Below are 26,209 nucleotides of genomic sequence, written 5' to 3' on the forward strand. Positions count from 1 at the left end.
GGTGATGACATGACTGACCCGACGCCCGACAGCTTCCGGGCCCTGGCCCGTTCCTCTCCGTGGCTGTGGCGCACCCTGCGGTTCACCATCGAATGGGAGCGCCCGCCACCGGGGGAGCCGGCCGCGGTGCGGGCGTGGGTAAGCCGGCCGCACGGTCTGCGGGTGGAGGGGCTGGACGGGCGGCTGATCACGGCCGGGTGGTGGCCGGCGCCGGACGCGGGGATGCCCGCGGTGACAGCCGGCCCGATTGACCGGCCCGACGGGTTGGTCGCCCGCCGACCGGACGACTGGTCGGGCCCGTACCGCTACGACGACCCGATGTTCACCAACTACCGGTGGGTGGCGATGCTGCACCCGTTCGAGCTGGCCGACGGGGTCGACCGCGACGACGACGGCGCGCAGGACGGGCTCTGGTCGCCCGACCGGACGCCCATCGAGTTCATCGAGTCGCCGCGGGCGGTGGACCGGGCCGGCCGCGTCGAGTGGGAGGCGACGGTCGTGACCACGCCGTCCTACGCGGCCCGGTGCTCGTGCTGCCCGCTGCTCAACGGTGACCAGGCGGCTCGGACGCTGGCCGGCGAGGGATGGGTGCGCACGGACGTTGGCCGCCCGAGGGCGTGGCGGGTCCGGCTGGACCGGGAGACCGGGATCGTCAGCCACCTGGCCGAGTCGGGTGGCCGCAGCCGGAGTGGGGGCTGGTCCCTGCGCATCGAGGCGGTGGACGAACCGATGCCGCGGGCACTGTTCGGTCCCGACACGGGCGGAGGCACCACGTCGGTGGTGCGGATCGACCTCACGCCCTGATCGGTGCGGGTGGTCAGCGACCCAGGATGTCGGCCAGGTCGTAGCTGACCGGTTCTTCGAGCTGCTCGTAGGTGCACGACCGCGGGTCCCGGTCCGGGCGCCACCGGTTGAACTGGGCGGTGTGCCGGAACCGGGTGCCTTCCATGTGCTCGTACCGGACCTCGACCACCCGCTCCGGGCGCAGCGGGATGAACGAGAGATCCTTGCCCACGTTCCACCGGCTGTACTCCGAACTGCGCGGGGTCCGGGCCCCGCTCTCGTCCGGCTTGGCCCAGTTCCACGGGTGCTCGTCGAAGGTGGTGACCAGCGGCTGCAGCTCGGTGAACAACTGCTTGCGGCGGGCGGCCGGGAACGCGCCGATGACGCCGACCGAGGCCAGATCGCCGGCATCGTTGTACAGCCCCAGCAGCAGCGAGCCGATACTATCCGGGCCGCTCTTGTGCACCCGGTACCCGGCGACGACGCAGTCCGCGGTCCGCTGATGCTTGATCTTGAACATGGTCCGCTTGTCCGGCTGGTAGGTCCCGGTCAGCGGCTTGGCCACCACCCCGTCCAACCCGGCCCCCTCGAACTGCTCGAACCATTCCGCGGCCAGCGCCGGGTCCCGGGTCGCCGGGGTCAGGTGCACCGGCGCCGCCGCGCCGGCCATCGCCTGCTCCAGCGCCGCCCGTCGCTCGGCGAACGGGCGGCCGGTGTAGTCGGTGTCGCCCAGGGCGAGCAGGTCGAACCCGACGAAGCTGGCCGGGGTCTGTTCGGCCAGCATCCGGACCCGGCTGGCCGCCGGATGGATCCGCTGCTGCAACACCTCGAACTCGAGCCGATCACCCACGATCACCACGATCTCGCCGTCGATGACGCAGCGCGGCGGCAGGTTGGCCTTGATCGCCTCGACCAGCTCGGGGAAGTACCGGGTCATCGGTTTCTCGTTGCGCGAGCCGATCTCCACCTCGTCGCCGTCGCGGAAGACGATCGAGCGGAACCCGTCCCACTTCGGTTCGTAGGACAGCTCACCGGTCGGGATGTCGGGCACCGACTTGGCCAGCATCGGGGCGACCGGGGGCATGACGGGCAGCTGCATGGGCCTCATTGTGGTCGACGGGTCCGACACCGCCCGGCGAATCGGCTTCCAGTGGGTGGAGGACGACCCGCGGTCCTGCCCCACGGCCCGTGGCGGTCCGATACTGGACCGGTGACCTCGAAGAAGAAGCGGTACGCCCAGCCGGCCGCGGCGCCGGCCACGCCCACCCGGTCGACGACCACGACCCGCCAGTGGGTCATCCGGGGCATCGGCGCCCTGGCCGTGGTGATCGGCGTGGCGATGGCGCTGATCGGGGTCACCCCGGGCATCGCCGGCGGCTGGGGCAAGCTCGTGCTCGTGGCCCCGGGCATGATCCTCGCGGTGGGCGGCTTCATCGCCGTCATCGAGACCACCCGATTCGCCCGCAGCCAGCGCACCAGCCGGCGCCGGTTCGGGCTCTGACGGGCCGGTCGATCAGCGGCCGGACACCGAGAAGTGCTGGTAGTCCACAGGCTCGCGCCAGCTTCCGCCCCAGCTGAACCCGTGGTCGGCGAAGACGGTCACCACCGCGTCGCCGGCGTGGATCACACCCGGCGCGTCCGGCCGGTCCACGAATGCACGGCCCGCGGCCGGCAGCACCAGTGAGCCACGCAGGTACGGGTTCTGGACCGGGTTCACGTCGATGGCCGTGCCGTAGGAATGCTCCGAGAAGCCGACGCCCCCGGTCACCGGGCGGCAGTTGAAGGCCGAGGTGTTGTTGGCCGCCATCGACGCGTCATCGTCACCGCCGAAATCGTCGACCAGCCGCATCGACGCGATCGGGTACCCGATGTCGTACAGCTGCCGGAAGATGGCGACCACGTCGTCCGCGACCGCCGCGGAGACCACCAGTTCGCCCTGCTGGACCGTCCCGTCCGGGCTGCGGTAGGTCAGGCTGAGGTAGCGCAGGTCGGTCAGCGCGACGGGACAACCGGGTCGCCAGCTCGAGGCCATGCGTGCGGCCAGCGCGGCATCGACGGGCTCGATCAGGCCGGTGAACGCCGGGTCGGCCGGGGGCACCGGCCCCGCGGTGGTGTCCGTTGACGCCTCGTCGGTGGTCTCGGGCACGGTCACCGACGGTTCGGCCGTCGCTGTCTCCGCGGCCGCCGGTGGGACCGAGGACGGAGCCGAGGGCGGTGCCGACCCCGTCGAGCCGGTCGACCGGGCCGACGAGGCCGAGGACAGGGCCGAGACTAGCGGCGACCCCGTCGAGCTGTCCTCCGACGCCGAGGCGCCGGTCGTGCAGCCGGCGGCCAGTCCGAGCACCACGATGAGGCCCGCGACCAGGCCGGCGATCAGAACCGCGCGCCTCACCCGTCGGACGGCCCGATCTCGGATGCCTCGCGCAGACCGCGGGCGTCGATCGCCACGACCTTCTCGACCCGGCGGCGGTACTTCTCGTCACCGCCCGGGGCGCCGGGCACGCCCAGCCAGTCGGTGCTCATCCACACCCGCACAATCTCCATGGCGATGGCCGGTCCGATGATCTTGCCGCCCAGGCACAGCGCGTTGGTGTCCGAATGCGATCGGGCCAGTTCGGCGCAGAACGGGTCCTGGCAGACCGCCGCGAAGACCCCGCGGACCTTGTTCGCGATCATCGCGCTGCCGTAGCCGACACCGTCGACCATGATCGCGCGGTCCACCTCGCCCCGACCCAGGGCGAGCGCGGCGGGATAGGCGAAATCGGGCAGATCGCATGCCTGCTCGTCGTGGGTGCCGAAGTCGACGACCTCGTGACCCTGCTCGGTCAGCCACTGCTTGATCTGCGACTTCATCGGGTATCCCGCATGGTCGTTGGCCATCGCGATGCGCATCGGTGAACTCCTGTTCCGGCCCGGCGGCGGGCGGCGAATGGCGCGGGTGGGCGCCGATTCGACGGTAGCCCGGCGGGCCCGGCAGGGCGCGCGGTCAGGCGCGGGAGCGGGGCCCGGCGCATCAGGATGCGGGGCCCCGCCGCAGCGGAGGGGGACCCGGGTGAGCGCGACGTTGCGCTCAGTGCCGGGCGCCGGTGTGACCTCCGGTCCCGTCGCTGCCGACCGGTCAGGGTCCGGCCGCGCGACGTCCGCCCGCCGCGCCGAGGGCCGACCACGAACCCACATCCGATGTCACGTCGGGGGAGCGCCGGTCACCCGTCGCCGTCCGTTCGTGCTCCGTCCTCAGCCGCACCCGACTTGGCGGTCCGGTTCGGTCCGCAGACCTCCGCGTCGCGCTGCCGGTGTGCAGGAATGTGTCTACTCCGGTCGGGTCCGGGTGGCAACGAGTGATCGATTCAGGCGACGGGACAATGGCCTCATGTCTGGGCCCACGATCGACAGCGTCGTCACCTTCCCGGCCGGTTCACTCACCGAGTCCGCGGTGGTGCAACTGGTTGCCCGCGCCGACGGGGAGCTCGGGGTGGTCACCGACCGGACGCCGTTTCATCCGCTGGACCCGACCTGGCCCGATCAGGGACCGGACCTCGGGACCATCGGCGTCGACGGCCGGTCGGCGGCCGTGCTGGACTGCCGGGTGGGCGCCTGGGACGGGACGGACCTTTTCGTCGGATCGGCGGTGCCGGTGCGGCGGGGCGAACCGGGGTGGACGTTCGTCGTCGTCCACGTTCTCGCCGCCGGCCCGCTCGAGGTGGCGAGCGGGGACGAGGTCACGCTGACCGTGGACGAGCAGCACCGGGCGGCCCTGTCCGCCGGACACACCGGATGTCATCTGGCCGCGCTCGCGCTCAACGCCGCCCTCGCCGGTCGCTGGCGCAAGCAGCCCCGCGTGGACAGCCTGGGTCACCCCGACTTCGACCAGTCGGCGATCACCTCGTCCCGGATCGAGCCGTTCGGCTCCGTGGACGAGTACCGGCTCGGGCGAAGCCTGCGGCGCAGCGGCTTCGACGCGGCCGGGCTGGCCGACGACCTGCCGGCGCTGACCGAGACGGTTACCGCCACCCTCGACCGGTGGGCCGCGGCCGCCGGCGAGGTTCGGGTGGAGGTCGCCGGACCCGGACTGGCCGATCGCCGCGAGTGGGTCTGCCTCCTGCCCGACGGCCCGGCCCGGATCCCCTGCGGCGGGACCCACGTGCGTTCCACGGCCGACGTCGCCCCGATCCGGGTTCACCTGACCCTGGACGAATCCGGGTCCCAGTTGACCATGCACACCGAGGTCGGCTCCCCGATCCGGTGATGGTCGTCACCGTCCGTCAATGGCGCCGCGCCCGTTCCCAATTTCGAGTGAATTGTCGGTCGGCGGTCAATGATCGACGTACATTGAATTGAATGCCGCGTGCGGCGGGTTTCGATTCACCGCCAAATATCGCGAACGATGCCCAGCGATCACCGCCGACGGTGGCGATCCGGGGGGAGGGGTGGCGTGATGCCGGCTTCCTCCGTGCCCCGATCTGCCTGGTTGCGCCCCGCCCTCCGCGGTTGCGTCGTAGCCGGGTTCGGCCTTGGTCTGTGGCTGTTCGGATCCGCGGTCGCCTCCGCGTCGAGCGGGGATGCCGATCCCGGTGCGGCGGTCGGGGGCATCACGGCCGGCGTGGCCGGCCCGGTCGGTGCGGCGGTGGCGCCGGTCGTGGGCGGCGCCGGTGATGTGGCTCAGCCGGCGGTGGACGCGACCGCATCCCGGGTCGTGGCGCCGGTGGCCGAGGCCGCCGAGCCCGTGGTGTCGACGGTGACCGAGCCCGTGGCCCCGGTCGTCGAACCGGTGGCGGAGGCCGTGGAGCCGGTGGCCGAGCCCGTGGTGTCGTCGGTGGCCGAGCCGGTGGCCCAGGTCGTCGAACCGGTGGCGGAGGCCGTGGAGCCGGTGGCCGAGCCCGTGGTGTCGTCGGTGGCCGAGCCGGTGGCCCAGGTCGTCGAGCCGGCGGTCGAGGTGGCCGAGCCGGTGGTCGAGGGCGTCGCGCCGGTGACCGATCCGGTGGTCGACGTCGTCGCACCGGTGGTCGCTCCGGTCGTCGAGGCGGTCGCGCCGGTCACTGATCCGGTGACCGATGCCGTCCACCCGGTCGTCGAAGCCGTCGTTACGACGCCCGTGGCTGACCCGATCCTCGATTCGAGCCCGACCGGCGTCGTCGAGGCCATCACCGCGGAAAGCCCCGAGGCCGGCCCTCTGAGCGCCCCGGTGCTCGATCCGGTGCTCGACAACCCGGTGCTCGACAACCCGGGGCTCGAGCTCGCCGGGCGCGGCGTCGCCGGGGGCGTCACTGGGTCGACACCGGTCGCAGTAACCGGGTCCTCCCCGGCGACGACCGATTTCGAGCGGCGCATCACGAGCGTCGACGCAGCCGCCGTTCCGGGTGGCGCCTTCACCGTCGGCCCGCTGGACACCCAGATCGGCTGGCTCGGGTCGGCCGCGCCGACCGGGTCCGGACCTGGCTCCGCCGCGAGTGTGACGGTCGGCTGCGGCGCCAACGCAGGGTCCGGCGGCGGCTCCGGTGGCGCCGGCAGCGCGGGCGCGGCCGAGCTGCCCGCCGGCATGGTGCAGCCCTGCGGCGCGGGCATCCGACCCGCCGCCACCGATCCCACGGCACTGCCGACCCGGGCCTACGACCCGGGATTCTCACCCGACTAAGTCGGTCTCCCCGCCGTCGTCGACGGCAATTTGATGGTGTCACGCGTTCGGCCGATGGCTGCACGCGGAATTCAGAATGCTCTTTTCTCTGACACACATTCCATTGGGGAGATTTGAAATGAACGCTTGGATGAAACGAGGGCTGTGCATCACCGCCCTCAGCGCAGGAACGATTCTCTTGGGGACCGCGATGGCCAGCGCCGACGAGCCGGCGCCGGACGGATCGCTGGTGTCCGTGCCCATCGAGGTGTCCGATGTCGACGTCGACGTGCTGGACAACTCGATCACCGTGTCGATCGAGGACACCACCTCGGTCGCGCCGGCGGTGGGCGACGACGATGCTCTGGTCTCGGTGCCCGTCACCGTGGAGGGCGTCGATGTCGATGTGCTCAGTGACGGCGGCGACGACGCCCCGCCGCCGGCGCAGGCGGAAGTGGACCCGACGCCCGCCGCATCGACCGGCGACCTGGTCGAGGTCCCGGTGGACGTCCACGACGTCGACGTCGACGTGCTGTCCGATCAGGCCGACCACAGCGCGGGCAGCGAACCCGCGCCGGCCCCGGAGGCAGACGCCGGCCTGGTGCAGGCGCCGGTCGAGGTGTCGGACGTCGACGTGTCCGTCCTGTCCGCCGAGCCGGCCGAGCAGCCGGCCCAGCCGCAGGCTGAGCAGCCCGCGCCGACCGGCACCGATTCCGGCACCGCACCCGAGTCGTCCTCGGACGGTGCCCTGGTCGATGCGCCGATCACCGTCTGCGGGGTCACGATCGGCGCCGGCTCCACCGAGTGCTCGGTCGCGGAGCCGGCGGGGTCCTCTGCGTTGGTTGATGCGCCGGTGACGGTGTGTGGGATCGGCGCCGGGGTGCTGGGGGATGCCGGTGCCTCGTGTGCGGGGTCGTCGGAGCCGGCGGGGTCCTCTGCGTTGGTTGATGTGCCGGTGACGGTGTGTGGGATCGGCGCCGGGGTGCTGGGGGATGCCGGGGCCTCGTGTGCGGGGTCGTCGGAGCCGGCGGGGTCCTCTGCGTTGGTTGATGTGCCGGTGACGGTGTGTGGGATCGGCGCCGGGGTGCTGGGGGATGCCGGGGCCTCGTGTGCGGGGTCGTCGGAGCCGGCGGGGTCCTCTGCGTTGGTCGATGTGCCGGTGACGGTGTGTGGGATCGGCGCCGGGGTGCTGGGGGATGCCGGTGCCTCGTGTGCGGGGTCGTCGGAGCCGGCGGGGTCCTCTGCGTTGGTCGATGTGCCGGTGACGGTGTGTGGGATCGGCGCCGGGGTGCTCGGCGATGCCGGGGCGTCATGCGTGCCGGCATCCGGTTCGGGTGGCGGCGGCACGGTCGATGTTCCGGTGACGGTCTGCGGCATCGGGATCGGCGGGCTGGGCAATTCCTCCGCCACCTGCGGCTCCACCGGCCCGGTCGGGGCAAGCAGCGCCACCGATCCGACCGATCCGACCGATCCGACCGGACCGAGCAACCCGGTGAACCAGGGCACCTCCACCGTCCCGGGTCAGACGATCGTCAGCCCGGCCGGGTTGGCCCCGAGCGCGGTGCGGCCGGCCGCAACCGGCGCGATCAGCCCGGTCGTCCTGGGCGCCCCGCTGGCCGCCTCGGCCACCGCGCAACCGCAGCTGACGGCATCGGCCACCGGACCGGAATCCACCCGTCTGGCCTTCACTGGACTGCCGGTCGCGGCCGGGCTGGGACTGGCCGTCCTGCTGCTGCTGGCCGGTCTCGGGCTGCTGGTCGGCACCCGGCGTCGGGGCGTTCGCAGCTGACCGCTGGGTGGGCGTGACGCCGGCGAGGGGTCACGGCCCACCCGCCGGGCTGCAGAACCGGGTGCGCCCGCACCCGGTTCTTCAGCGTCCGATGAGCCGGTTCAACCATTGCGGACCGGCGATGGTCACGGCGTCCGGCAGCCGCGCCCGCAACCCCCGATCGGCGGTCACCACCAGCACCGCCGCGACGGCAACCGAGCCGATCAACTGTGCCGCCTGCGTGGCGATCGTCGAATCGCCATCGCGGGGCGCCGCGATCACCTCCACCGAATGGGAGCCGGCGGGCGCCGCACCCCGGGCGGCGCCCTCGACGACGGCGACCACTCGGGCGATGCGCCGCCGCTGCCCGTCCGGATCCACCACGTCGATGCCGATCAGCGGGTCCAACGCGGTCAACAGCCGGGTCGCGGCCGACCGCCGATCCCGCCACCAGCCATCGGGCCGCGAGCCCATCACGTTGGCCACGTCCACCAGCAGCACGGCCTCCATCGGCCGATCGGGCGTTGGCAGGTGGTCGGTCACCACCGCAACCTATCGGTCGGGGGGCGGCGGCGACCGGACCCGGTAAGCACCGGCTCAGCGGGTGCCCGAGGGCAGGACCGTCGCCACCCGCATCACCGGCCGAACCCGGGGTCGGCCACCTGCTCGGCGGCGTCCAGCACCCGCAGGATGTTGCCGCCGGTCAGGCCAGCCAGGTCGGCGTCCGACCAGCCGCGGTCGGCCAGCTCGGCCAGCAGCGCCGGGTAGGTGGAGACGTCGGCCAGGCCCTGCGGCAGCGACTCCACGCCGTCGTAATCGCCGCCCAGCCCGATGTGGGCCACCCCGGCCACCTCCCGGGCGTGGTCGACGTGATCGGCCACCTGGACCAGCGTCGCGACCGGCGCCGGATGCTCGGCGCGCCACCGCTCCAACTCGGCCAGGGCCGCCGGATCCAGGTGCTCGCCGTCGTGCTCGGTGAATACGGTGACCTGGTCCAGGCCCAGCTCGTGCCGGCGGGCGTCCTCCGCGGCGGCGTGCTCGGCGCATTCCTGGGACACGAAGTGCGGCACGAACGTCACCATCTGCACGCCACCGTTGCCGGCCAACCGGGCGAGCACCTCATCGGGCACGCACCGCGGATGATCGGTCAGCGCCCGGCACGACGAGTGGGAGAAGATCACCGGCGCCGACGAGGCATCCAGGGCAGCGTGCATGGTCGAGGGCGCCACGTGCGAGAGGTCGACGAGCATGCCGATCCGGTTCATCTCGGCCACCACCGCCCGGCCGAAATCGTTGAGCCCGCCGACGGCCGGCACGTCGGTGGCCGAGTCCGCCCACGGCACGTTCTGGTTGTGGGTCAACGTCATGTAGGCGACGCCGAGCCGCCGCAACATCCGCAACGTGCCCAGCGAGCAGTCGATGCTGTGCCCACCCTCCGCGCCCAGCAGCGCGGCGATCCGGCCGGCCGCCATGATCGCGCGAACCTCGGACGCGGTCCGCGCGGCCGCGAAGGTGTCCGGGTACCGGGCCACGAGCCGCAGCACGCAGTCGATCTGCTCCAGGGTCGCCGTCACCGCCGATCCGCCGGTCATCGTGCCCGGCACGTACACCGAGAAGAACTGGGCACCGACGCCGCCGGCCCGCAGCCGGGGGATGTCGGTGTGCAGGGTGGGCTGGTGCTCGGCCAGGTCGCGCCGGTTCAGGTCGTAGGCGACCTGTTTGCGCAGGGCCCAGGCGACGTCGTTGTGCCCGTCGATCACCGGGGATGCGGCCAGCACCCGGGCGACCCGTTCGGCCGGCGTGCTCACGGCATCCCCGCCAGCCGCTGGACGGCCTCGTCGATGACCTCGTCGCGCTTGCAGAAGGCGAAGCGGACGAACGGCGTTCCGTCGGCCGGATCGTCGTGGAACACCTCGTCCGGGATCGCCACCACCCCGGCCCGGGCCGGCAGATCCAGGCAGAACTGCATGCCGTCGGTGGCGCCGAGCGGCCGGATGTCGGTCATCACGAAGTAGGTGCCCTGCGGGCGGCCCACCCCGAAACCGGCCGCGGCCAGGCCGGCGCACAGCCGGTCCCGCTTGCCCTGCAGGCTCCCGCGCAGGTCGGCCACCCACGGCATCTCGTGCCGCAGGGCATGCGCGACCGCCGGCTGGAACGGCGCCCCGCCCACATAGGTCAGGAACTGCTTGGCCGCGCGGACCGCGGCCACCAGGGGCGCCGGCCCGCACACCCAGCCGATCTTCCAGCCCGTGGTGCTGAACGACTTGCCGGAGCTGGAGATGGTCAGCGTCCGCTCGGCCATTCCCTCGAAGGTGGCCAACGGCAGGTGCGGCACGCCGTCGAAGGTCAGGTACTCGTACACCTCGTCGGTGACCACGACCAGATCATGCTCGACGGCCAGCCGGGCCAGACCGGCCAGCTCCGTGGCGTCCAGCACGGTACCCGTGGGGTTGTGCGGCGAGTTGACGATCAGCATCCGGGTGGCCGGGCCGATCGCCGCCGCCACCTCGTCCACATCGAGCGCGAAGCGCCCGCCGGCGTCGGGACGCAGCGGCACCGACCGGTGCCGGCCGCCGGCCATCGCGACGATGGGCGGGTAGGAGTCGTAGTGCGGCTCGATCAGCAGCACCTCCGCACCCGGTTCGATCAGGCCGAGGACGGACGCGGCCAGCGCCTCGGTCGCCCCCACCGTGACCAGGACCTCGGTGTCGGGGTCGAAGACCTGCCCGTAATCCCGCTCCCGAGCGAAGGCGATGGCCTGCCGCAGTTCGGGGATGCCGGGGCCGGGCGGGTACTGGTTGATCCCGTCGGCGATCGCCTGCCGGGCCGCGGCCAGCACCGACGGCGGACCGTCGGTGTCCGGGAAGCCCTGACCCAGGTTGATCGACCCGGTCCGCGACGCCAGCGCCGACATCTCCGCGAAGATCGTGGTGGTGTAAGGGCGCAGCCGGGACACCAACGGGTCCGTCCAGCGGGAGGACCCGCGCCGCGGCGAGGCCAGAGTCATGCCCTATTCCTACCGCGTGGGTCCGACGGGCGCGTGGGCGCGGTGGGTCGGCGGGCCCGCGGGGAACAATGACCGCATGAGCACCACCGAATCGGAGTCGACCACCCCGCCGGTCCCCGGCGGACCGCCGCCCGCCCCCGCTGCGCCGGCGCCCCGTCCGGCCCCGGTGTCGACCCCGGCCGGGGAGTTCCTGAGCGCGTCGGATCAGGTCAAGCGACGGGCCCTGCGCAAGATGAAGGCGATCGCCACCGGGGCGTTGGGGCTGATGGCGGTCATCTTCGTGATCGCCTTCCTGCTCGAGGACCGCTACCCGTGGCTGGGTTACGTCCGGGCGATGGCCGAGGCCGGCATGGTCGGCGCGCTGGCCGACTGGTTCGCCGTCACCGCCCTGTTCCGCCGGCCCCTTGGCCTGCCCATCCCGCACACGGCGATCATCCCGACCCGCAAGGACGCGATCGGCTCGTCCCTGTCGGAGTTCGTGGCCACCAACTTCCTGTCCGAGACCGTCGTACGCGAGAAGCTCGCCGGGTTCTCGGTGGCCAAGCGGATCGGCGAGTACCTGGCCCGGCCCGAATCGGCCGAGCGGGTCACCGCCGAGCTGGCCTCGGCCGTGCGCGGCATCAGCACCGTGCTCTCCGACGACCAGGTCGCCGACCTGCTCGAATCCATGGCCCGCCGCAAGATCGCGGAAACCAAGATCGGCCCACCGCTGGGCCGGATCTCGGCCGAGGTGTTCGCCCGCGGCGACCATCATCCGTTCGTCGACATGGTGGCCGAGCGCTGCTACGAGTGGATCCGCGACAACTACACGGCCGTCTCCCGGGTGGTGTCGCAGCGGGCGCCGTCGTGGTCGCCGCGGTTTCTGGACGACATGGTCGCCGACCGGATCTACAACGAGGTGCTCACCTTCGCCCGGGCCGTCAAGGACGATCCGCAGCACCAGCTGCGCCAGTCCCTGGACACCTTCCTGTCCGAGTTCGCCCAGGACCTGCAGCACGACGAGGCGACCATCGAACGGGCCGAGTCGATCAAGGATCAGGTGGTCGGCAACACGGAGGTGCGCTCGCTGGCGGCCAGTGCTTGGCAGTCGGTCAAGGAGTCGCTGCTGCGGGCCGCGGAGGATCCGGACTCCCCGCTGCGCCGGTCGGTCGTCCAGGGTCTGCTCGGCTTCGGCCGGCGGCTGCAGGAGGACCCCGACCTCACCGCCAAGGTGGACGGCTGGGTCGCCGACGTCGCCGGCTACGTCGCGCGCAACCACGCCCGCAACATCACCGGCATCATCGACGACACCGTGGCCCGCTGGGACGGCGAGGCGACCAGCCGCAAGATCGAACTGCAGGTCGGTCGCGACCTGCAGTTCATCCGGATCAACGGCACCGTGGTCGGGGCCCTGGCCGGGCTGGTCATCTACACCTTCGCCCAACTGGTGCTGACCTGACTGTCGGTGGTCCGTGCTGCAATGCCGGCATGACCACCACCACAGCCATCGCCCGCTTCGACCTGGTCGTCCTGGACACCCCCGAGCCGCGCCGGCTGGCCGAGTTCTACTGCGCCCTGCTCGGCTGGCGGATCGTGGACGAGGACGAGGACTGGGTCACCATCCGCGGCACCGCCGAGTACGGCCTGGCCTTCCAGCTGGCGCCCGACCTGGTCCCTCCGACCTGGCCCGATCCGGCCGTGCCGCAGCAGTCCCACCTGGACGTCACCGTCGACGACCTGGACGCCGGGGAGGCGGCCGTGCTGGCCATCGGCGCCCGGCCGACGGGGATCACCGGCAAGGGATTTCGCGCCTACCTCGACCCGTCCGGGCATCCGTTCTGCCTGTGCCTGCCGTGACGGCGGACACCTGGACCGCACCGCCGGCCGAGCGGCTCGACGGTGGCCACGCACGCTCGACCCAATTAGCGTCGCCCGGGTGAGCGCAACACCCCTGACCTCATGGCCGACCGGACTGACCGCCCGCCCGCTGACCATCCGGGACGTGCCGGCGGTGACGGACTTGCTGGCCGCCTGGGAGCGCGTGGAACCGACCGATGCCAGCGTCAGCGAGACCGAGCTGGGCGAGCGGTTCGCCGCCCCCACCGCCGCCCTGGACGGAGGCGGGGTGGCCGTCCTGGACGGCGGGCAGCTGGTCGGCTACGGCCTGCTGCACGTCATCTCCGCCGAGCCGCTCTGGCTGGCCTACACCGACGGCGGCGTGCACCCGGACTGGTGGCGCCGGGGGATCGGCCGCCGGATCCTGCACCAGCAACTCGATCAGGCCCAGCAGTTGCGGGGGCGGCGCTCACCGGGTCGGCCGGGCGAGGTTCGCGCGATGGCCGCGCACACGCGGGAGGGCACCCGGCACGCCCTGGAGTCCTTGGGCTTCGTCACCGAGCGCTTCTTCGTCCGCATGCGGGCCGACCTGCGCGGGCCTGCCGCTCCGTACACCGACCCGACGCCGGACGGGGTGCGCATCCGTCCCTACCGGGCGGCCGACGACGAGGCGGTCCGGCTGGCCTCCAACGCCGCATTCGCCGATCACTGGGGGTCGGTTCCGCGGGACCCGGACGTCTGGCAGGCGGACTACTCCGGCGCGTCGGCGTTCCGCCCGGGCGTCAGCCTCGTCGCCGAAGCGGAGGACCAGCGCGTGGGCCTGGCGCCGGAGATCGTGGGCTTCCTGCTCAGTGCCGAGTACGAGGCCGACACCGCGCGGCGCGGCCACCGCACGGGCTACATCAGCCGGCTCGGCACGGTCCGGGCGGTCCGGGGCCGCGGGATCGGCACCGCCTTGGTGGCGCATGGGCTGACGACCCTGCGCGCCGCGGGCTACGCGCAGGCCGAACTGCACGTCGACGCCGAATCGCCGACCGGCGCGGGCCGGCTCTATGCCCGGCTCGGCTTCCAGATCGTGGATCAGGAGCGGCTGCTGACCCATCGGCTCTGACCTGGGCCCGGCCCGACGCAATCGACCGGCCGCCTGTCAGGCTGGCGCAGATGCAGTACCACCCGCTGACCCCCGACCGGCTCGCCCAGGAGCTGGCCGTCGCGATCGACCGCCGGCCGGAGCCCCACCCGCGGATCGGTATCGACGGCGCGGCCGAGATCGGGGCCGCCGCGCTGGCCGACCGCGTGGCCGAACGGCTGCACGCGGGAGGCCGGCCGGTCATCCGAGCCAGCACGGCCTGGTGGTGGCGGTCCGCGTCGCTGCGCCTGGAGCTGGGCCGCACCGACGTCGACATGCTGCTGTACGGATGGGTCGACCATGGCGCCCTGCGCCGGGAACTGCTCGACCCGGTGGCCGTCGGAGCGCCCGCGCGGTACCTGACCCGGCTGCGCGACCCGGACACCGACCGGGCGGTGCGGCAATCCCGCCGGCCGGTTCCGCCCGGGTCGATCCTGCTGCTGGACGGGCCGTTCCTGCTGGCTGACCCGGCCGGGCTGGACGCGGTGCTGCACCTGCAGGTCTCCGGGGCAGCCCTGCGGCGAGCCCTGCCCCCCGAGCGGCTCTGGTGGGTCGAGGCGTTCGAGCGTTACCGGGCCGACCACACCCCGGCCGGCCGGTCTGCGGCCGTCATCGCCTACGACCATCCGGCCGCCCCCGCGATCGCCTGGGCGGACGCCGCCCGGTGACCGGCCGGACCTGCACACGTCCGGTGTGAGCCCGACCACCTGCGCAAACCGGCTGCTTGCAATTGCAAGCAGGATGGTTACTCTGGAGTAGGAAGACGCCAGGGAAGGGCCAGGAGAAGGGGAGGGCGGCATGGACATCGACCTGAATCCGGTGCTGACGCCCGTCCGCGACCTTGGCGAGTTCATCCGCGAGCAGCGGCTGGCCGCGCAGATTTCCCTGCGTGGGCTGGCGGCCAAGGCGGGGGTGTCCAACCCCTATCTCTCCCAGGTCGAACGTGGCCTGCGCCGCCCGAGCGCGGAGATCCTGGCCCACATCGCCCAAGGACTGTCCATCTCGGTGGAGACGATGCTGGCCAAGGCCGGCATCCTCGAGGCCGCCGAGGCGCCCGAGGTGCTGGTGGCCATCCGCGCCGATCCGGTGCTGACCGAACGGCACAAGTCCGTCCTGGTCGACATCTACGCCGCCTTCCGCAAGGAGGCGCAGGCGGCCGCCGCACCGCCGGCCGTCGAGCCGGCCCTGCCGGCCGCGTCCCCGGCTGCGGGCGGCGCCTTTGACCCGACACCCATCACCCCGGGCATCGACGCGATGCCGGAAGGAGACAACCATGCAGATCAGTGACCTCCGCGCGGTCCCCGACGCCGTCATCGACCAGGTGGCCGATCGCTTCGGCGACCTGCCCCGTCCGGTGCTGGCCGCCATCGGCGCCGGCGACCTGGCCCTGGAACAGCTCGTCGCCCTGCGCGAATCCCTGGTGGAGCAGCTCAGCGATCCGGCCAAGCGACCCGATCCGGCCGAGGTCGCCGGCGCCGTCAACGCCTCGGTCGCCACCCTGCAGGCCAAGGTGCAGCAGACGGCGACCGGGTACGTGGCCAAGGCCCAGCAGGCCGTCGGCGATTACGCGCAGAAGGCCCAGCTGGCGATCAGCGAGTACCCGGGCAAGCTGCAGCAGGCGGCGACCGAGTTCCCGGCCAAGGCCCAGCAGACCCTGGCCGAGCTGCCGGACAAGGCCGGCCAGCTCGTCGCCTCCGGCGGCGAACTTCAGCAGCGGGCCGCGCAGATCGCCACCGACGTGGCCGAGGAGATCCAGACCTTCACCGCACAGATCCCGGAGAAGGCCAACGAGCTGGTGGCCGAGCTGCCGCGGCGGGTCGCCGAGTTCACGCCCGACCTGACCCCCGAGACCGTCCGCGACACCCTCGACGCCTACATCGAGATGGTCGGCACCATCTACGAGAGCCTGGCCGAGCGCGGCGACAAGACCTGGTCGAAGGTGCGCTCGGCGTCCCTGCGTCCGGGCACCGTCGTCGACGCCGTCGCCGAGCAGCCCCGCACCCCGGTCCGCACCCCGGTCCGCACCCCGGTCCGCACCCCGGTCCGCACTGCCAAGGAGGCAAAGGCGGCGGCCAAGGACGCCACCGGCTCCGTCACCAGTAACGTCACCGGCCCGGCCGCCCGAACCGCAAAGGCCACCGGGGCCAAGACCGCGACGACCAAGACCGCGACGACCAAGACCGCGACGACCAAGACCGCGACGACCAAGACCGCGACGACCAAGACCGCGACGACCAAGACCGCCCCCGCCAAGACGGCAGCCGCCAAGACGGCCACCGCCAAGAGCGCCTCGGCCAAGCCGGGGACCCGCAAGACGGCGACCAAGGTGACCACGGCCGGTCCCGACACCGCGCGCGCCGCGAAGTCCGCCACCCCCCGGTCAAGCACGACCCGAACCCGGTCCGCCGCCGGCCGCGCCGCCTCCACGACCCCGGCCGCGCCCCCCGCACAGGACTGAACGCGCGCGCCCTCGACCTGCTTGCGGCGGGTCGGGGGGCGGGCGATCCGCACTCGGTATCGACCACCGGCGGATCCCACGTACCCTTGACGGGTGGATTTGGTGCTCCCTGTCATCGCCGTGATCAGCCTGATACTGGCGGTCGTCGGTGCCGGCATCGGCGTGTTTGCCGCCGTCGACGCAGTCAGCCGGCGCTCAGATGCGTTCGCGGCCGCCGACAAGCAGACGAAGGGCACCTGGGCCGGGATCACCGTGGCCTGCGCCGTTGCGCTGGGACTGGGCTTTTTCGGTGGGGCCTTCGCCCCGCAGAGTCTGCTGTGGCTGGCCGGCCTGACCGGCAGCCTGGTCTACCTGCTCGACGTGCGCCCGCGGCTGCGCGAGGTGCAGCGCGGCGGTCGCTGGTAGGAGGAACGACCCGGGCCGGACGAATCCGCACCCGAAGGGGTCGAACCGTTCGGCCCGACCCCCGCCACCGCGGATCAGTGCTCGGCGCGGTGCGTGTGTCCGTCGCCGGTGGCGATGGCCTCCTCGGCCGCCAACCGCTTGCGCTCCCGGTCGTAGGAGACGCGAATCTCCTCCTCGGCCTCGGCCCGGCCGACCCAGTTCGCGCCCTCGACGCTCTTGCCCGGCTCGAGGTCCTTGTAGACCTCGAAGAAGTGCTGGATCTCCAGCTTCTCGAAGATGCTCAGGTCGCCGATGTCCTGCAGGTGCGACTGCCGCGGGTCCTTGGCCGACACGCACAGGACCTTGTCGTCGGGGCCGGCCTCGTCGGTCATCCGGAACATGCCGATCGCCCGTGCCGTCACCAGGCAACCCGGGAAGGTGGCCTCGGACAGCAGCACCAGCGCGTCCAGCGGGTCGCCGTCCTGCCCCAGGGTGTCGTCGATGAAGCCGTAGTCGGCCGGGTACTGGGTCGCCGTGAACAGGGTGCGGTCCAGCCGGATCCGCCCCGAATGGTGGTCCACCTCATATTTGTTGCGGCTGCCCTTGGGGATCTCGATGGTCACGTCGAAGTCCACGAGCGTCACACCTTTCGCACATCGAGGAACGGCAGCCGCGATCCTCATCGGAAATGAATGGGAAATCTCCCCCATCCGGTCCGCGCGCAACTGCATGGCGCGGATCAGGACTGAACAGACTCTAGTCTGGACCGGGTACAAGGGCTCGCGATGCGTGGCCGGGCTCGGATGTGGGCCTGCTGACACCTGACGCGGGCGATGTGGCCGCCGACCGGACGGGCGGACGGCCCGAAGCGGCGCAGGAGGAACTCAGTGGCCCCAGTGACCAGGTCCCGACGCATCGGGATCATCGCTGCCGCCGTGGTCGTCGCGCTGGTCGCGGTCGGCGTCGTGGTCTTCGTCAGCACCCGCGGTTCGAGCACGGCCTCGTCGACCTCGACGAGCGCCACCGAGGTGGTCGATCCGCCGGTGACCGGGCCGCCCGCCCGGATCGCCCCGATGGCCATCTCCGACAAGATCCCCAGCACCGCCGGCCTCGAGTCCCAGCTGGCCGCCCAGTTCGCCAACCCGGCCCTGGCCCAGTTCAGCGGCGTCATCATCGACCCGGAGAGCGGCACGGTGCTGTGGAACCAGAACTCCACCGCCCCCCAGCTGCCCGCCTCCACCGCCAAGCTGCTCACCGGCACCGCCCTGCTGACCTCGGTCGACCCGACCAGCAAGTTCGTCACCAAGGTGGTCAAGGGCGACCAGGAGGGCGACATCGTGCTGGTCGGCGGCGGCGACGTCACTTTGTCCGCCCGGGCCGACGGGGTGGACACCGTCTACAAGGGCGCCCCGCTGATGTCCGACCTGGCCGCCCAGGTCCGGGCCAGCGGGGTGGAGGTCAAACGGATCGTGCTGGACACCGACTACTGGACCGGCCCGGACCTGGCCGACGGTTGGCAGACCGGCGACATCCGGGGCACGCCGACGGTGGCCCAGGGCTACATCACCCGGATGTCCCCGCTGATGGTGGACGGCGACCGCGAGGACCCGGCCAACGAGAACTCGATCCGCACCGGCGACCCGGCCACCACCGCCGGCAAGGCGCTGGCCCGGATGATCGGTCAGCCCGACGTCACGATCGTCGACGGCACCGCCCCCGAGGACGCCCAGGTGCTCGGGCAGGTCTCCTCGCAACCGATGTCCGTGCTGCTGGCCCAGGCGCTGGAGAACTCCGACAACGTGCTCGCCGAAGCCCTGGCCCGGCAGGTGGCGATCGCCCGCGGCGCCCCGCCCAGCTTCGACGGCGCGTCCGCGGCGATGCTCGAGGCCCTGGAGGACCTCAAGATCGACACCATCGGCATCGAGATGTACGACGGGTCCGGCCTGTCCACCAAGGATCAGGTGCCCCCGTCGGTGATGGGCCAGGTGGTGGCCCTGGCGGTCAAGGGCGACCCGCCCGCCCTGCGCAACCTGCTGACCGGCATGCCGGTGGCCGGGGTGTCCGGCAGCCTGGCCGACCGCTACCAGGACGACGCCTCCAGGGCCGGCGCCGGCTGGGTGCGGGCCAAGACCGGATCGGTGCAGCTCACCTACGCCCTGGCCGGGTACGTGCCGGACGTGGACAACCGGATCCTGGTGTTCGCCTTCGTCTCCAACGGCGTCAGCTCGGGCACCCGCCCGGCGCTGGACGCGCTGGCCGCCGGGCTGCGTGGCTGTGGCTGTGCCTGATCCGGCCGGTCCCGCCGCCAGCCCGATCGATTGGGCCGCCGCCGTGCGGGCCGGCCGCCGGCTGGCCCCGTCCGGGCCGTCGGTCACCGCCGACGAGGCCGCCCGGGTGGTCGCCGACCTGCGGGCCTTCTCGGCCCGCGCCGAGCTGCTCGTTCGCGACACCACGGACCTGGGTCACGGCCTGCCGGTCGACGACGCCGACGTGGTCGACCGCCCCGGGTGGGTGGCGGCCACGGCCGAGGGCATGGAACGGCTGGCCACCCCGGCGGTGATCAAGCTCGCCGCGGCCACCGGCGCGCGCAATCCCGGCCAGCTCACCCGCGCCGTGGCCGGGCAGCAGATCGGCTTCATCCTGGGCTTCTTGTCCGGCAAGGTGCTCGGGCAGTTCGACCCGCTCGGCGGCGACCAGGCCAAGCCGGGCCGGCTGCTGCTGGTCGCGCCCAACATCGTCAAGGTCGAGCGCGAGCTGGGCGCCGACCCCACCGACTTCCGGCTGTGGGTCTGCCTGCACGAGAGCACCCACCGGTTGCAGTTCACCGCGGTCCCCTGGCTGCGGGACTACTTCCAGTCGTTGGTCGCCGACTTCGCCGACAAGGCCGACACCGACCCGGCCCGGATGCTCAGCCGCGCCGTCGCCGCCATCAAGGGCCCGGCCGGTCCCGACGGCGGCCGCCCCTCCTGGCTGGAGGGGATCCAGTCGCCCGAGCAGCGGGCCGTGTTCGACCGGGTGATGGCGCTGATGAGCCTGCTGGAGGGGCACGCCGACCACGTCATGGACGCCGTGGGCCCGAGCGTCGTGCCGTCGGTGACCAGCATCCGCCGGTCGTTCACCGAGCGGCGACGCAAGGGATCCGGCCCGATCGACCGGCTGCTGCGGGTGCTGCTGGGCATGGACATGAAGCTCGCCCAGTACGTCAACGGGGCGGCATTCGTCCGCGGCGCGGTCGACCAGGTCGGCATGACCGGCTTCAACGCCGTGTGGCAGTCGCCGCAGACGCTGCCCACCCGCGCCGAGATCGCCGACCCCGCGGCCTGGGTCCGCCGGGTCCACGGCTGACCGAGCCCGTCGGGTGCCTGTCACCGTCCACGGCAGCCGGGTGGCCACGGCCTGCTCGGCCTGGCTGAGCGCCCACGCCCCCGGTGGGCCGGTGGTCGTCGCCTGCTCGGGCGGGGCCGACTCGCTGGCCCTGACCCTGGGCGTGCTGGCCGCGGCCGGTCGCCGGCCGGTCATCGGGGCCACCGTCGACCACGGCCTGCAACCCGGCTCGGCCGACCGCGCGGCCGGGTGCGCCGAGCTGATGCGGCGCCTGGGCTGCGTGCAGACCCACGTGCTGACGGTGACGGTGACCGGCGACGGGGGGCTGGAGGCCGCGGCCCGACGCGCCCGCTACGGTGCGCTGGCCGCGCTCGCGCAGGTGGCCGCCGCCGCGGGCGGAGCAGCCGGACCGGCGGCGTCCGCGGTTCGCGTACCCGTGCTGCTCGGCCACACCGCCGACGACCAGGCCGAGACCGTCCTGCTGGGCCTGGCCCGCGGGTCCGGCCCGCGCTCCATCGCCGGGATGCGTCCCTGGCGGGCGCCCTGGGGCCGCCCGCTGCTGGCCCTGACCCGGGCGCAGACCGAGGCGGCCGTCCACGAGGCCGGGCTCATCCCGTGGTCGGACCCGCACAACGCCGACCCCGCGTTCACCCGGGTCCGGCTGCGCCGCGAGGCGCTCCCGCTGCTCGAGGACGTGCTGGGCGGCGGGGTGCGCGACGCCCTGGTCCGCACCGCCGATCTGATGGCCGACGATCTGGCCGCCCTGGACGATCTGGCCGCGGACGCCCTGGCCGGCGCCCGGTCCGGTGATGCCCTGCTGATCGAACCGCTGGTCCCGTTGCCGGCCGCGCTGCGCCGCCGGGTGCTGCGGGCCTGGCTGGCCGGCGCGGGCGCCGGCCCGCTGACCTACGACCACCTGAGCCGGCTGGACCGCCAGCTCACCGCCCGCACCGGTTCGGCCCAGGTGCGGGTGCCCGGCGGTCTGGACGTCAGCCGCCGGGACGGGGCCCTGACCGTCGCCCGGGTCGGCTCCCGCTGACCGGCCGGCGCCGGCCCCGGCGGGGCGCCGGGACCACGCAGGTGGCAGGCTTGGCCTCGACCGCGATCACCCGCGACCGACCCATCTGGGAGAGCCCGTGCACGGCAGCAGTCACGCAGATCCCGGGTCCACCCCGGACGGCGTCGCCACCCCGCTGACCACCCTGGTGACCAGCGACGATGCGACTCCGGCCGGCGAGGGATGGGACCCCGGCGCGGTTCACGGCTACCCCGGTGAGCTCTCCGCGATGCTGATCCCGGCGCAGGCCCTGCAGGCCAAGATCGGTGAGCTGGCCCGGGCGGTGGCCGCCGACCACACGCTCGAGTCGCCGCCGCTGCTGATCTGCGTGCTCAAGGGAGCGGTGATATTCGTCACCGACTTCGCCCGGGCCATGCCGATCCCGTCCGAGCTGGAGTTCATGGCCGTCACCTCCTACGGCTCGGCCACGTCCTCGTCCGGCGTCGTGCGGATCCTCAAGGACCTGGATCGGGACATCACCGGCCGGCGGGTCGTCATCGTCGAGGACATCATCGACTCGGGCCTGACCCTGTCCTGGCTGGTGAAGAATCTGGCCACCCGTGGCCCGGCGGCGATCGACGTGGTCGCGCTGCTGCGCAAGCCGGAGGCGGTCAAGGTCGACGTGGACGTGCGGTACGTGGGCTTCGACATCCCCACCGAGTTCGTCGTCGGGTACGGCCTGGACTACGCCGAGCGGTACCGCGATCTGCCGTTCGTCGGGTTGCTCGGCGAGCACATGTACCGCTGAGCGTGCCTGGGGGAACCGCGGGAGCCGGCTGAGCGTTCAACGAGGCGGCCGGCGACGACTCGGGACAATCGGGTCGCGACGGTAGGCTGAAACGCACTGGTCGAGCCCTCGTGCCGCCCGGATGTGCGAGGTCGTCCGAACCCGACGGGTCGTCCGTCGGTTCGCCGGCCGCCGCACTCGAGAACCGTCAGGGAGGTCGCGGCCGTCATCGGCCCGGAGCCATATGGACAAGAAGCGTCTTCTTCGCTCGCCGCTGGTGTGGATCGCGGTCGTGCTGGTGCTGTACCTGATGTACAGCTACTTCGCCGACGACACCCGCGGGTACGTGCAGCAGAACACCTCGGTCGCGCTGTCCCAGCTCAAGGACGGCAACGTCACCGAGGCCACGATCGACGACAAGGAACAGCGGCTCCGGCTGACGCTGACCAACCCGGTCGACGGCAGCAACAAGATCTACACCAACTACCCGGCCTCGGCGGGGGAGCAGATCTTCGACGACGTCCAGACGGCCAACGTCTCGGGCGGCTACAACACGGTGGTCACCAGCGAGTCCACCCTGTTCTCCCTGCTGATCTACCTGATCCCGGTCGGCCTGATCATCCTGTTCCTGCTCTGGATGATGAACAACGCCCAGGGCGGCGGGAACCGGGTCCTGTCCTTCGGCAAGTCCAAGGCCAAGCTGTTGACCAAGGACATGCCGCAGACCAAGTTCACCGACGTGGCCGGGGCCGACGAGGCCGTGCAGGAGCTCGACGAGATCCGGGACTTCCTGCAGAACCCGGCCCGCTACCAGGCCCTGGGGGCCAAGATCCCCAAGGGTGTGCTGCTGTACGGCCCGCCCGGCACCGGCAAGACCCTGCTGGCCCGCGCGGTGGCCGGCGAGGCCGGGGTGCCGTTCTACACGATCTCCGGCTCGGACTTCGTCGAGATGTTCGTCGGGGTCGGCGCCAGCCGGGTGCGTGACCTGTTCGAACAGGCCAAGGCGAACGCGCCGGCCATCATCTTCGTCGACGAGATCGACGCGGTCGGCCGCCATCGCGGCGCCGGCATGGGCGGCGGTCATGACGAGCGCGAGCAGACCCTGAACCAGCTGCTGGTCGAGATGGACGGGTTCGAGGCCAAGGGCGGCATCATCCTGATCGCCGCGACCAACCGGCCGGACATCCTGGACCCGGCCCTGCTGCGGCCGGGCCGGTTCGACCGGCAGATCCCCGTCGGCCAGCCCGACCTCAAGGGCCGGCAGGCGATCCTGGCCGTGCACGCCAAGGGCAAGCCGTTCGCCCCCGACGTCGAGTTCCTGCCGCTGGCCAAGCGGACCGTCGGCATGTCCGGCGCGGACCTGGCCAACGTGATCAACGAGGCCGCCCTGCTGACCGCCCGCGAGCACGGCACCGTGATCACCAACGCCGCGCTGGAGGAGTCGGTCGACCGGGTGGTGGGCGGTCCGGCCCGCCGCGGCAAGGTCATCTCCGAGAAGGAGAAGAAGATCACCGCCTACCACGAGGGTGGGCACGCCCTGGCCGCGTGGGCGATGCCGGGCCTGGAGCCCGTCTACAAGGTGACGATCCTGCCCCGGGGCCGCACCGGCGGTCACGCACTGGTGGTGCCCGAGGACGACAAGTCGCTGATGACCCGCTCGGAGATGATCGCCCGGCTGGTCATGGCGATGGGCGGTCGGGCCGCCGAGGAGCTGGTGTTCGCCGAGCCGACCACCGGCGCGTCCTCCGACATCGCCCAGGCCACCAAGATCGCCCGGGCGATGGTCACCGAGTACGGCATGTCGGCCAAGTTGGGTGCGGTCAAGTACGGCCACGGCGACGACGAGCCCTTCCTGGGCCGGACCTATGGCAGCGGCCCCGAGTACTCCATCGAGGTCGGCAGCGAGATCGACGGCGAGGTGCGGGCGCTGATCGAGACCGCGCACACCGAGGCCTGGGCGGTGCTCAACACCTACCGGGACGTGCTGGACGCGCTGGCCGGCGCCCTGCTGGAGAAGGAGACCCTGGAACGCAAGGACCTGGAGGTCATCTTCGCCGAGGTGGAGAAGCGTCCGCGGATCACTGCGTTCGACGAGTTCGGGCCGCGCCTGCCCTCGGACCGCCCGCCGATCAAGACCCCGGGTGAGCTGGCCATCGAGCGCGGCGAGCCGTGGCCGCCGGTCCAGCCCGAGCTGACCAAGCCCGGGTCGCAGCGGCCGGTGCCGGTCGGCGTCGCCGCCGACTACCCCGGCCAGGCCGGCTACAACACGCCCAAGCCCGATCCCCAGCGGTCGGCCCCCCAGCCGCCGCCGAACTGGACCGGCGGGGTGCTGCCGGGTCCGTTGGCGCCGTACGACCCGGGCCCCTACGGTCGGCCCAGCAACGGCAACCAGCCCGCCGGGCCTCCGCCGAATGGCAGCTCCTACGGCGGGCCGCCGAACGGGCATGGGCACGGCACGTGGGGTCAGCCGACCGGACCGGTCGACCCGCAGGACCCCTGGGCACCGCCGCGGGACCGTCAGTCGTGACCGCCGGGCCGGCCACCGATGCGGGCCGCGCGCCGGCCGCCGCCACGGACGGCTCGCCGGGCGCGAACGGCGGCCCGGGCCCGGCCCGGGCACCGTTCGACCAGGCCCGGGCCGAGGCGGCGGTGCGCGAACTGCTCCTCGCGGTCGGGGAGGATCCGGACCGGGACGGGCTGCTGCAGACGCCGGCCCGGGTGGCCCGGGCCTACGCCGAGCAGTTCGCGGGTCTGTTCACCGATCCGAGCGAGGTGCTGCAGACCTCGTTCGACGAGAACCACAACGAGATGATCCTGATGCGGGACATCGACCTGTACTCCACTTGTGAGCACCACCTGGTGCCGTTCTTCGGCCAGGCCCACGTCGGGTACATCCCGGGGCCGGACGGCCGGGTCACCGGCCTGTCCAAGCTGGCCCGGCTGGTCGACGGCTACGCCAAGCGGCCGCAGGTGCAGGAGCGGCTGACCACGCAGATCGCCGACGCCCTGGTCCACCGGCTGCGTCCGGCCGGCGCCATCGTCGTGATCGAGGCCGAGCATCTGTGCATGGCCATGCGCGGGATCCGCAAGCCGGGCGCGGTGACCACCACCTCCGCGGTGCGCGGCATCTTCCAGTCGCAGGCCCGCACCCGCGCCGAGGCGATGAGCCTGATCACCGGCCGATGAGATGAACCGATCGCCCGCCAGCGGCCGGCCGCTGGAGCGCGCGGTGATCATGGGCGTGGTCAACGTGACCGCGGATTCGTTCTCCGACGGTGGCCGCTACCTGGCCGCCCCGGCCGCGGTCGAGCGGGGCCTGGCCTTGGTCGCGGCCGGCGCCGACCTGGTCGACGTCGGCGGCGAGTCGACCCGCCCCGGGGCCCACCGGGTGGCGGCCGAGGTCGAGGCCGCGCGGGTCGTCCCGGTGGTCGGCGCGTTGGCCGCCCAGGGCGTGCGGTGCAGCGTCGACACCACCCGGGCCGAGGTCGCCGCAGCCGCCGTTGCCGCGGGCGCGCGGATCGTCAACGACGTCTCCGGCGGCCTGGCCGACCCGGAGATGGCGGCGGCGGTCGCCGACGCCGGGGTCGCCTGGATCCTGATGCACTGGCGCGGCCACAGTGCCTCCATGGACGACCTGGCCGTCTACGACGACGTCGTCGACGACGTCCGGCGGGAGCTGAGCGCCCGGGTGGAGGCCGCCCTGGCCGCCGGGGTCCGCGAGGACGCGATCGTGCTGGACCCGGGTCTGGGCTTTGCCAAGACGGCCGAGCACAACTGGGCCCTGCTGCGGGCGCTGCCGTCGATCACGGGTCTGGACGGGCCCGGCTGGGGCCTGCCCGTGCTGGTCGGCGCCTCCCGCAAACGGTTCCTGGGCGCCCTGCTGGCCGACGCCGCCGGACCGCGGCCGCCGGCCGGGCGGGAGGCGGCAACGACCGTGATCTCCGGGCTGGCCGCCGCGGCCGGCGCCTGGGGAGTGCGGGTGCATGAGGCCGCCGACTCCCTGGACGCGGTGCGGGTGGCGGCCGCGGTCACCGGACGCGGGCCGGTTCGCCGGCTGGACCCCGAGCGGCTGTGTCATCATTCGCCGGGCTATGATGCGCCCGCCGACCCGGTCACGGGCGGTGCCGACCGGGGGAGCGAATAAGC

At 72.7% G+C, this 26,209-nt stretch carries 26 protein-coding genes; 19 read left to right on the plus strand and 7 right to left on the minus strand.

Going from position 1 to position 26,209, the window contains the following annotated elements; all coding sequences use genetic code 11:
- The first annotated feature begins 9 nt into the window (after positions 1–9).
- A complete protein-coding gene (locus NAMU_RS27015) occupies positions 10–804 on the plus strand; it encodes a hypothetical protein (RefSeq protein WP_052307805.1) in 795 nt (264 codons plus the stop codon).
- A gap of 13 nt (positions 805–817) precedes the next feature.
- On the opposite strand, the gene NAMU_RS04125 is transcribed toward NAMU_RS27015, so the two are convergent.
- The gene (locus NAMU_RS04125) at positions 818–1,882 is read right to left on the minus strand and encodes an ATP-dependent DNA ligase (RefSeq protein ID WP_015746153.1); all 1,065 of its coding nucleotides are present in this window, start codon (positions 1,880–1,882) and stop codon (positions 818–820) included.
- 111 nt (positions 1,883–1,993) lie between these two features.
- Between NAMU_RS04125 and NAMU_RS04130 the strand changes: the two genes are divergently transcribed.
- The gene (locus tag NAMU_RS04130) at positions 1,994–2,284 is read left to right on the plus strand and encodes a hypothetical protein (protein WP_015746154.1); all 291 of its coding nucleotides are present in this window, start codon (positions 1,994–1,996) and stop codon (positions 2,282–2,284) included.
- A 12-nt stretch (positions 2,285–2,296) separates the two neighbouring features.
- Here the strand turns inward: NAMU_RS04130 and NAMU_RS30345 are convergent, their stop codons facing one another.
- Together NAMU_RS30345 and NAMU_RS04140 are read right to left on the minus strand one after the other, a co-directional pair.
- On the minus strand, positions 2,297–3,175 hold the full coding sequence (locus tag NAMU_RS30345) for a M15 family metallopeptidase (RefSeq protein WP_015746155.1): 879 nt from the start codon (positions 3,173–3,175) through the stop codon (positions 2,297–2,299).
- Entirely contained in the window at positions 3,172–3,675 is a 504-nt protein-coding gene (locus tag NAMU_RS04140; protein WP_015746156.1) for an RpiB/LacA/LacB family sugar-phosphate isomerase, read from the minus strand. The genes NAMU_RS30345 and NAMU_RS04140 overlap by 4 nt, the downstream gene beginning before the upstream one ends.
- A 478-nt stretch (positions 3,676–4,153) precedes the next feature.
- On the opposite strand from NAMU_RS04140, the gene NAMU_RS04145 reads away from it, so the two are divergent.
- From NAMU_RS04145 to NAMU_RS04160, 3 genes are all read left to right on the plus strand, one after another.
- Positions 4,154–5,029 carry an alanyl-tRNA editing protein gene (locus NAMU_RS04145; protein ID WP_015746157.1) on the plus strand — a complete coding sequence of 292 codons (876 nt, stop codon included), beginning with the start codon at positions 4,154–4,156 and terminating at the stop codon, positions 5,027–5,029.
- A 99-nt stretch (positions 5,030–5,128) separates the two neighbouring features.
- Positions 5,129–6,415, plus strand: coding sequence for a ribonuclease E domain-containing protein (locus tag NAMU_RS28810; protein WP_138179943.1), 1,287 nt, complete (start codon positions 5,129–5,131; stop codon positions 6,413–6,415).
- Positions 6,416–6,605: 190 nt separating this feature from the next.
- Positions 6,606–8,183, plus strand: coding sequence for a hypothetical protein (locus NAMU_RS04160; protein ID WP_041368419.1), 1,578 nt, complete (start codon positions 6,606–6,608; stop codon positions 8,181–8,183).
- 81 nt (positions 8,184–8,264) lie between these two features.
- On the opposite strand, the gene NAMU_RS04165 is transcribed toward NAMU_RS04160, so the two are convergent.
- The 3 genes from NAMU_RS04165 to NAMU_RS04175 form a co-directional block, all read right to left on the minus strand.
- The gene (locus NAMU_RS04165) at positions 8,265–8,705 is read right to left on the minus strand and encodes a hypothetical protein (RefSeq protein WP_217180747.1); all 441 of its coding nucleotides are present in this window, start codon (positions 8,703–8,705) and stop codon (positions 8,265–8,267) included.
- 92 nt (positions 8,706–8,797) lie between these two features.
- Positions 8,798–9,970 (minus strand): dipeptidase, encoded by a 1,173-nt coding sequence (locus NAMU_RS04170; RefSeq protein ID WP_015746161.1) that lies wholly within the window; start codon positions 9,968–9,970, stop codon positions 8,798–8,800.
- Positions 9,967–11,169 carry a pyridoxal phosphate-dependent aminotransferase gene (locus NAMU_RS04175; protein ID WP_015746162.1) on the minus strand — a complete coding sequence of 401 codons (1,203 nt, stop codon included), beginning with the start codon at positions 11,167–11,169 and terminating at the stop codon, positions 9,967–9,969. The genes NAMU_RS04170 and NAMU_RS04175 overlap by 4 nt, the downstream gene beginning before the upstream one ends.
- 76 nt (positions 11,170–11,245) lie before the next feature.
- On the opposite strand from NAMU_RS04175, the gene NAMU_RS04180 reads away from it, so the two are divergent.
- The 7 genes from NAMU_RS04180 to NAMU_RS04210 all read left to right on the plus strand — a co-directional run bounded on the left by NAMU_RS04180 (position 11,246) and on the right by NAMU_RS04210 (position 16,976).
- A complete protein-coding gene (locus NAMU_RS04180; protein ID WP_015746163.1) occupies positions 11,246–12,607 on the plus strand; it encodes a DUF445 domain-containing protein in 1,362 nt (453 codons plus the stop codon).
- 29 nt (positions 12,608–12,636) lie between these two features.
- Entirely contained in the window at positions 12,637–13,005 is a 369-nt protein-coding gene (locus NAMU_RS04185) for a VOC family protein (protein WP_015746164.1), read from the plus strand.
- Positions 13,006–13,084: 79 nt separating this feature from the next.
- Positions 13,085–14,095: a GNAT family N-acetyltransferase gene (locus tag NAMU_RS04190; protein WP_015746165.1), complete on the plus strand. Its 1,011-nt coding sequence runs from the start codon at positions 13,085–13,087 to the stop codon at positions 14,093–14,095.
- A 50-nt stretch (positions 14,096–14,145) separates the two neighbouring features.
- Complete coding sequence (locus tag NAMU_RS04195; RefSeq protein ID WP_015746166.1) at positions 14,146–14,781, plus strand: nucleoside/nucleotide kinase family protein; 636 nt, start codon at positions 14,146–14,148, stop codon at positions 14,779–14,781.
- A 130-nt stretch (positions 14,782–14,911) separates the two neighbouring features.
- Positions 14,912–15,400, plus strand: a complete 489-nt coding sequence (locus tag NAMU_RS04200) for a helix-turn-helix domain-containing protein (protein ID WP_015746167.1) — start codon at positions 14,912–14,914, stop codon at positions 15,398–15,400.
- Positions 15,387–16,571 carry a hypothetical protein gene (locus tag NAMU_RS27025; RefSeq protein ID WP_015746168.1) on the plus strand — a complete coding sequence of 395 codons (1,185 nt, stop codon included), beginning with the start codon at positions 15,387–15,389 and terminating at the stop codon, positions 16,569–16,571. Before NAMU_RS04200 ends, NAMU_RS27025 begins: the two co-directional genes overlap by 14 nt.
- Before the next feature lie 93 nt (positions 16,572–16,664).
- Positions 16,665–16,976 carry a DUF2516 family protein gene (locus NAMU_RS04210; RefSeq protein ID WP_217180748.1) on the plus strand — a complete coding sequence of 104 codons (312 nt, stop codon included), beginning with the start codon at positions 16,665–16,667 and terminating at the stop codon, positions 16,974–16,976.
- A gap of 74 nt (positions 16,977–17,050) precedes the next feature.
- Here NAMU_RS04210 and NAMU_RS04215 read toward each other — a convergent pair whose 3' ends face one another.
- Positions 17,051–17,590: an inorganic diphosphatase gene (locus NAMU_RS04215; RefSeq protein WP_015746170.1), complete on the minus strand. Its 540-nt coding sequence runs from the start codon at positions 17,588–17,590 to the stop codon at positions 17,051–17,053.
- 252 nt (positions 17,591–17,842) lie between these two features.
- Between NAMU_RS04215 and dacB the strand changes: the two genes are divergently transcribed.
- The 7 genes from dacB (at position 17,843) to folP (ending at position 26,207) form a co-directional block, all read left to right on the plus strand.
- A complete protein-coding gene (gene dacB, locus NAMU_RS04220) occupies positions 17,843–19,243 on the plus strand; it encodes a D-alanyl-D-alanine carboxypeptidase/D-alanyl-D-alanine endopeptidase (protein WP_015746171.1) in 1,401 nt (466 codons plus the stop codon).
- Complete coding sequence (locus NAMU_RS04225; RefSeq protein ID WP_015746172.1) at positions 19,236–20,300, plus strand: zinc-dependent metalloprotease; 1,065 nt, start codon at positions 19,236–19,238, stop codon at positions 20,298–20,300. Before dacB ends, NAMU_RS04225 begins: the two co-directional genes overlap by 8 nt.
- Before the next feature lie 13 nt (positions 20,301–20,313).
- Positions 20,314–21,318, plus strand: a complete 1,005-nt coding sequence (tilS, locus tag NAMU_RS04230; RefSeq protein WP_015746173.1) for a tRNA lysidine(34) synthetase TilS — start codon at positions 20,314–20,316, stop codon at positions 21,316–21,318.
- 247 nt (positions 21,319–21,565) lie between these two features.
- Entirely contained in the window at positions 21,566–22,084 is a 519-nt protein-coding gene (gene hpt, locus NAMU_RS04235; protein ID WP_041369792.1) for a hypoxanthine phosphoribosyltransferase, read from the plus strand.
- Positions 22,085–22,307: 223 nt separating this feature from the next.
- Positions 22,308–24,590, plus strand: a complete 2,283-nt coding sequence (gene ftsH / locus NAMU_RS04240; RefSeq protein WP_015746175.1) for an ATP-dependent zinc metalloprotease FtsH — start codon at positions 22,308–22,310, stop codon at positions 24,588–24,590.
- A 122-nt stretch (positions 24,591–24,712) separates the two neighbouring features.
- Entirely contained in the window at positions 24,713–25,249 is a 537-nt protein-coding gene (gene folE, locus NAMU_RS04245) for a GTP cyclohydrolase I FolE (protein WP_052308125.1), read from the plus strand.
- Position 25,250: 1 nt separating this feature from the next.
- The gene (gene folP, locus NAMU_RS04250; RefSeq protein ID WP_015746177.1) at positions 25,251–26,207 is read left to right on the plus strand and encodes a dihydropteroate synthase; all 957 of its coding nucleotides are present in this window, start codon (positions 25,251–25,253) and stop codon (positions 26,205–26,207) included.
- The last annotated feature ends 2 nt before the right edge of the window (positions 26,208–26,209 follow it).

Source organism: Nakamurella multipartita DSM 44233 (assembly GCF_000024365.1).
Classification (GTDB): Bacteria; Actinomycetota; Actinomycetes; order Mycobacteriales; family Nakamurellaceae; genus Nakamurella; species Nakamurella multipartita.

Bases quoted from the DNA above. Each gene is read 5' to 3' on its own strand.
- NAMU_RS27025 (WP_015746168.1), top strand. From the start codon at position 15,387: ATGCAGATCAGTGACCTCCGCGCGGTCCCCGACGCCGTCATCGACCAG.
- NAMU_RS27015 (WP_052307805.1), top strand. From the start codon at position 10: ATGACTGACCCGACGCCCGACAGCTTCCGGGCCCTGGCCCGTTCCTCT.
- folP (WP_015746177.1), top strand. From the start codon at position 25,251: ATGAACCGATCGCCCGCCAGCGGCCGGCCGCTGGAGCGCGCGGTGATC.
- NAMU_RS04140 (WP_015746156.1), bottom strand. From the start codon at position 3,675: ATGCGCATCGCGATGGCCAACGACCATGCGGGATACCCGATGAAGTCG.
- NAMU_RS04195 (WP_015746166.1), top strand. From the start codon at position 14,146: ATGCAGTACCACCCGCTGACCCCCGACCGGCTCGCCCAGGAGCTGGCC.
- NAMU_RS04175 (WP_015746162.1), bottom strand. From the start codon at position 11,169: ATGACTCTGGCCTCGCCGCGGCGCGGGTCCTCCCGCTGGACGGACCCG.
- NAMU_RS04185 (WP_015746164.1), top strand. From the start codon at position 12,637: ATGACCACCACCACAGCCATCGCCCGCTTCGACCTGGTCGTCCTGGAC.
- ftsH (WP_015746175.1), top strand. From the start codon at position 22,308: ATGGACAAGAAGCGTCTTCTTCGCTCGCCGCTGGTGTGGATCGCGGTC.
- hpt (WP_041369792.1), top strand. From the start codon at position 21,566: ATGCTGATCCCGGCGCAGGCCCTGCAGGCCAAGATCGGTGAGCTGGCC.
- NAMU_RS04160 (WP_041368419.1), top strand. From the start codon at position 6,606: ATGGCCAGCGCCGACGAGCCGGCGCCGGACGGATCGCTGGTGTCCGTG.
- NAMU_RS04125 (WP_015746153.1), bottom strand. From the start codon at position 1,882: ATGCAGCTGCCCGTCATGCCCCCGGTCGCCCCGATGCTGGCCAAGTCG.
- NAMU_RS04200 (WP_015746167.1), top strand. From the start codon at position 14,912: ATGGACATCGACCTGAATCCGGTGCTGACGCCCGTCCGCGACCTTGGC.
- NAMU_RS04180 (WP_015746163.1), top strand. From the start codon at position 11,246: ATGAGCACCACCGAATCGGAGTCGACCACCCCGCCGGTCCCCGGCGGA.
- NAMU_RS04145 (WP_015746157.1), top strand. From the start codon at position 4,154: ATGTCTGGGCCCACGATCGACAGCGTCGTCACCTTCCCGGCCGGTTCA.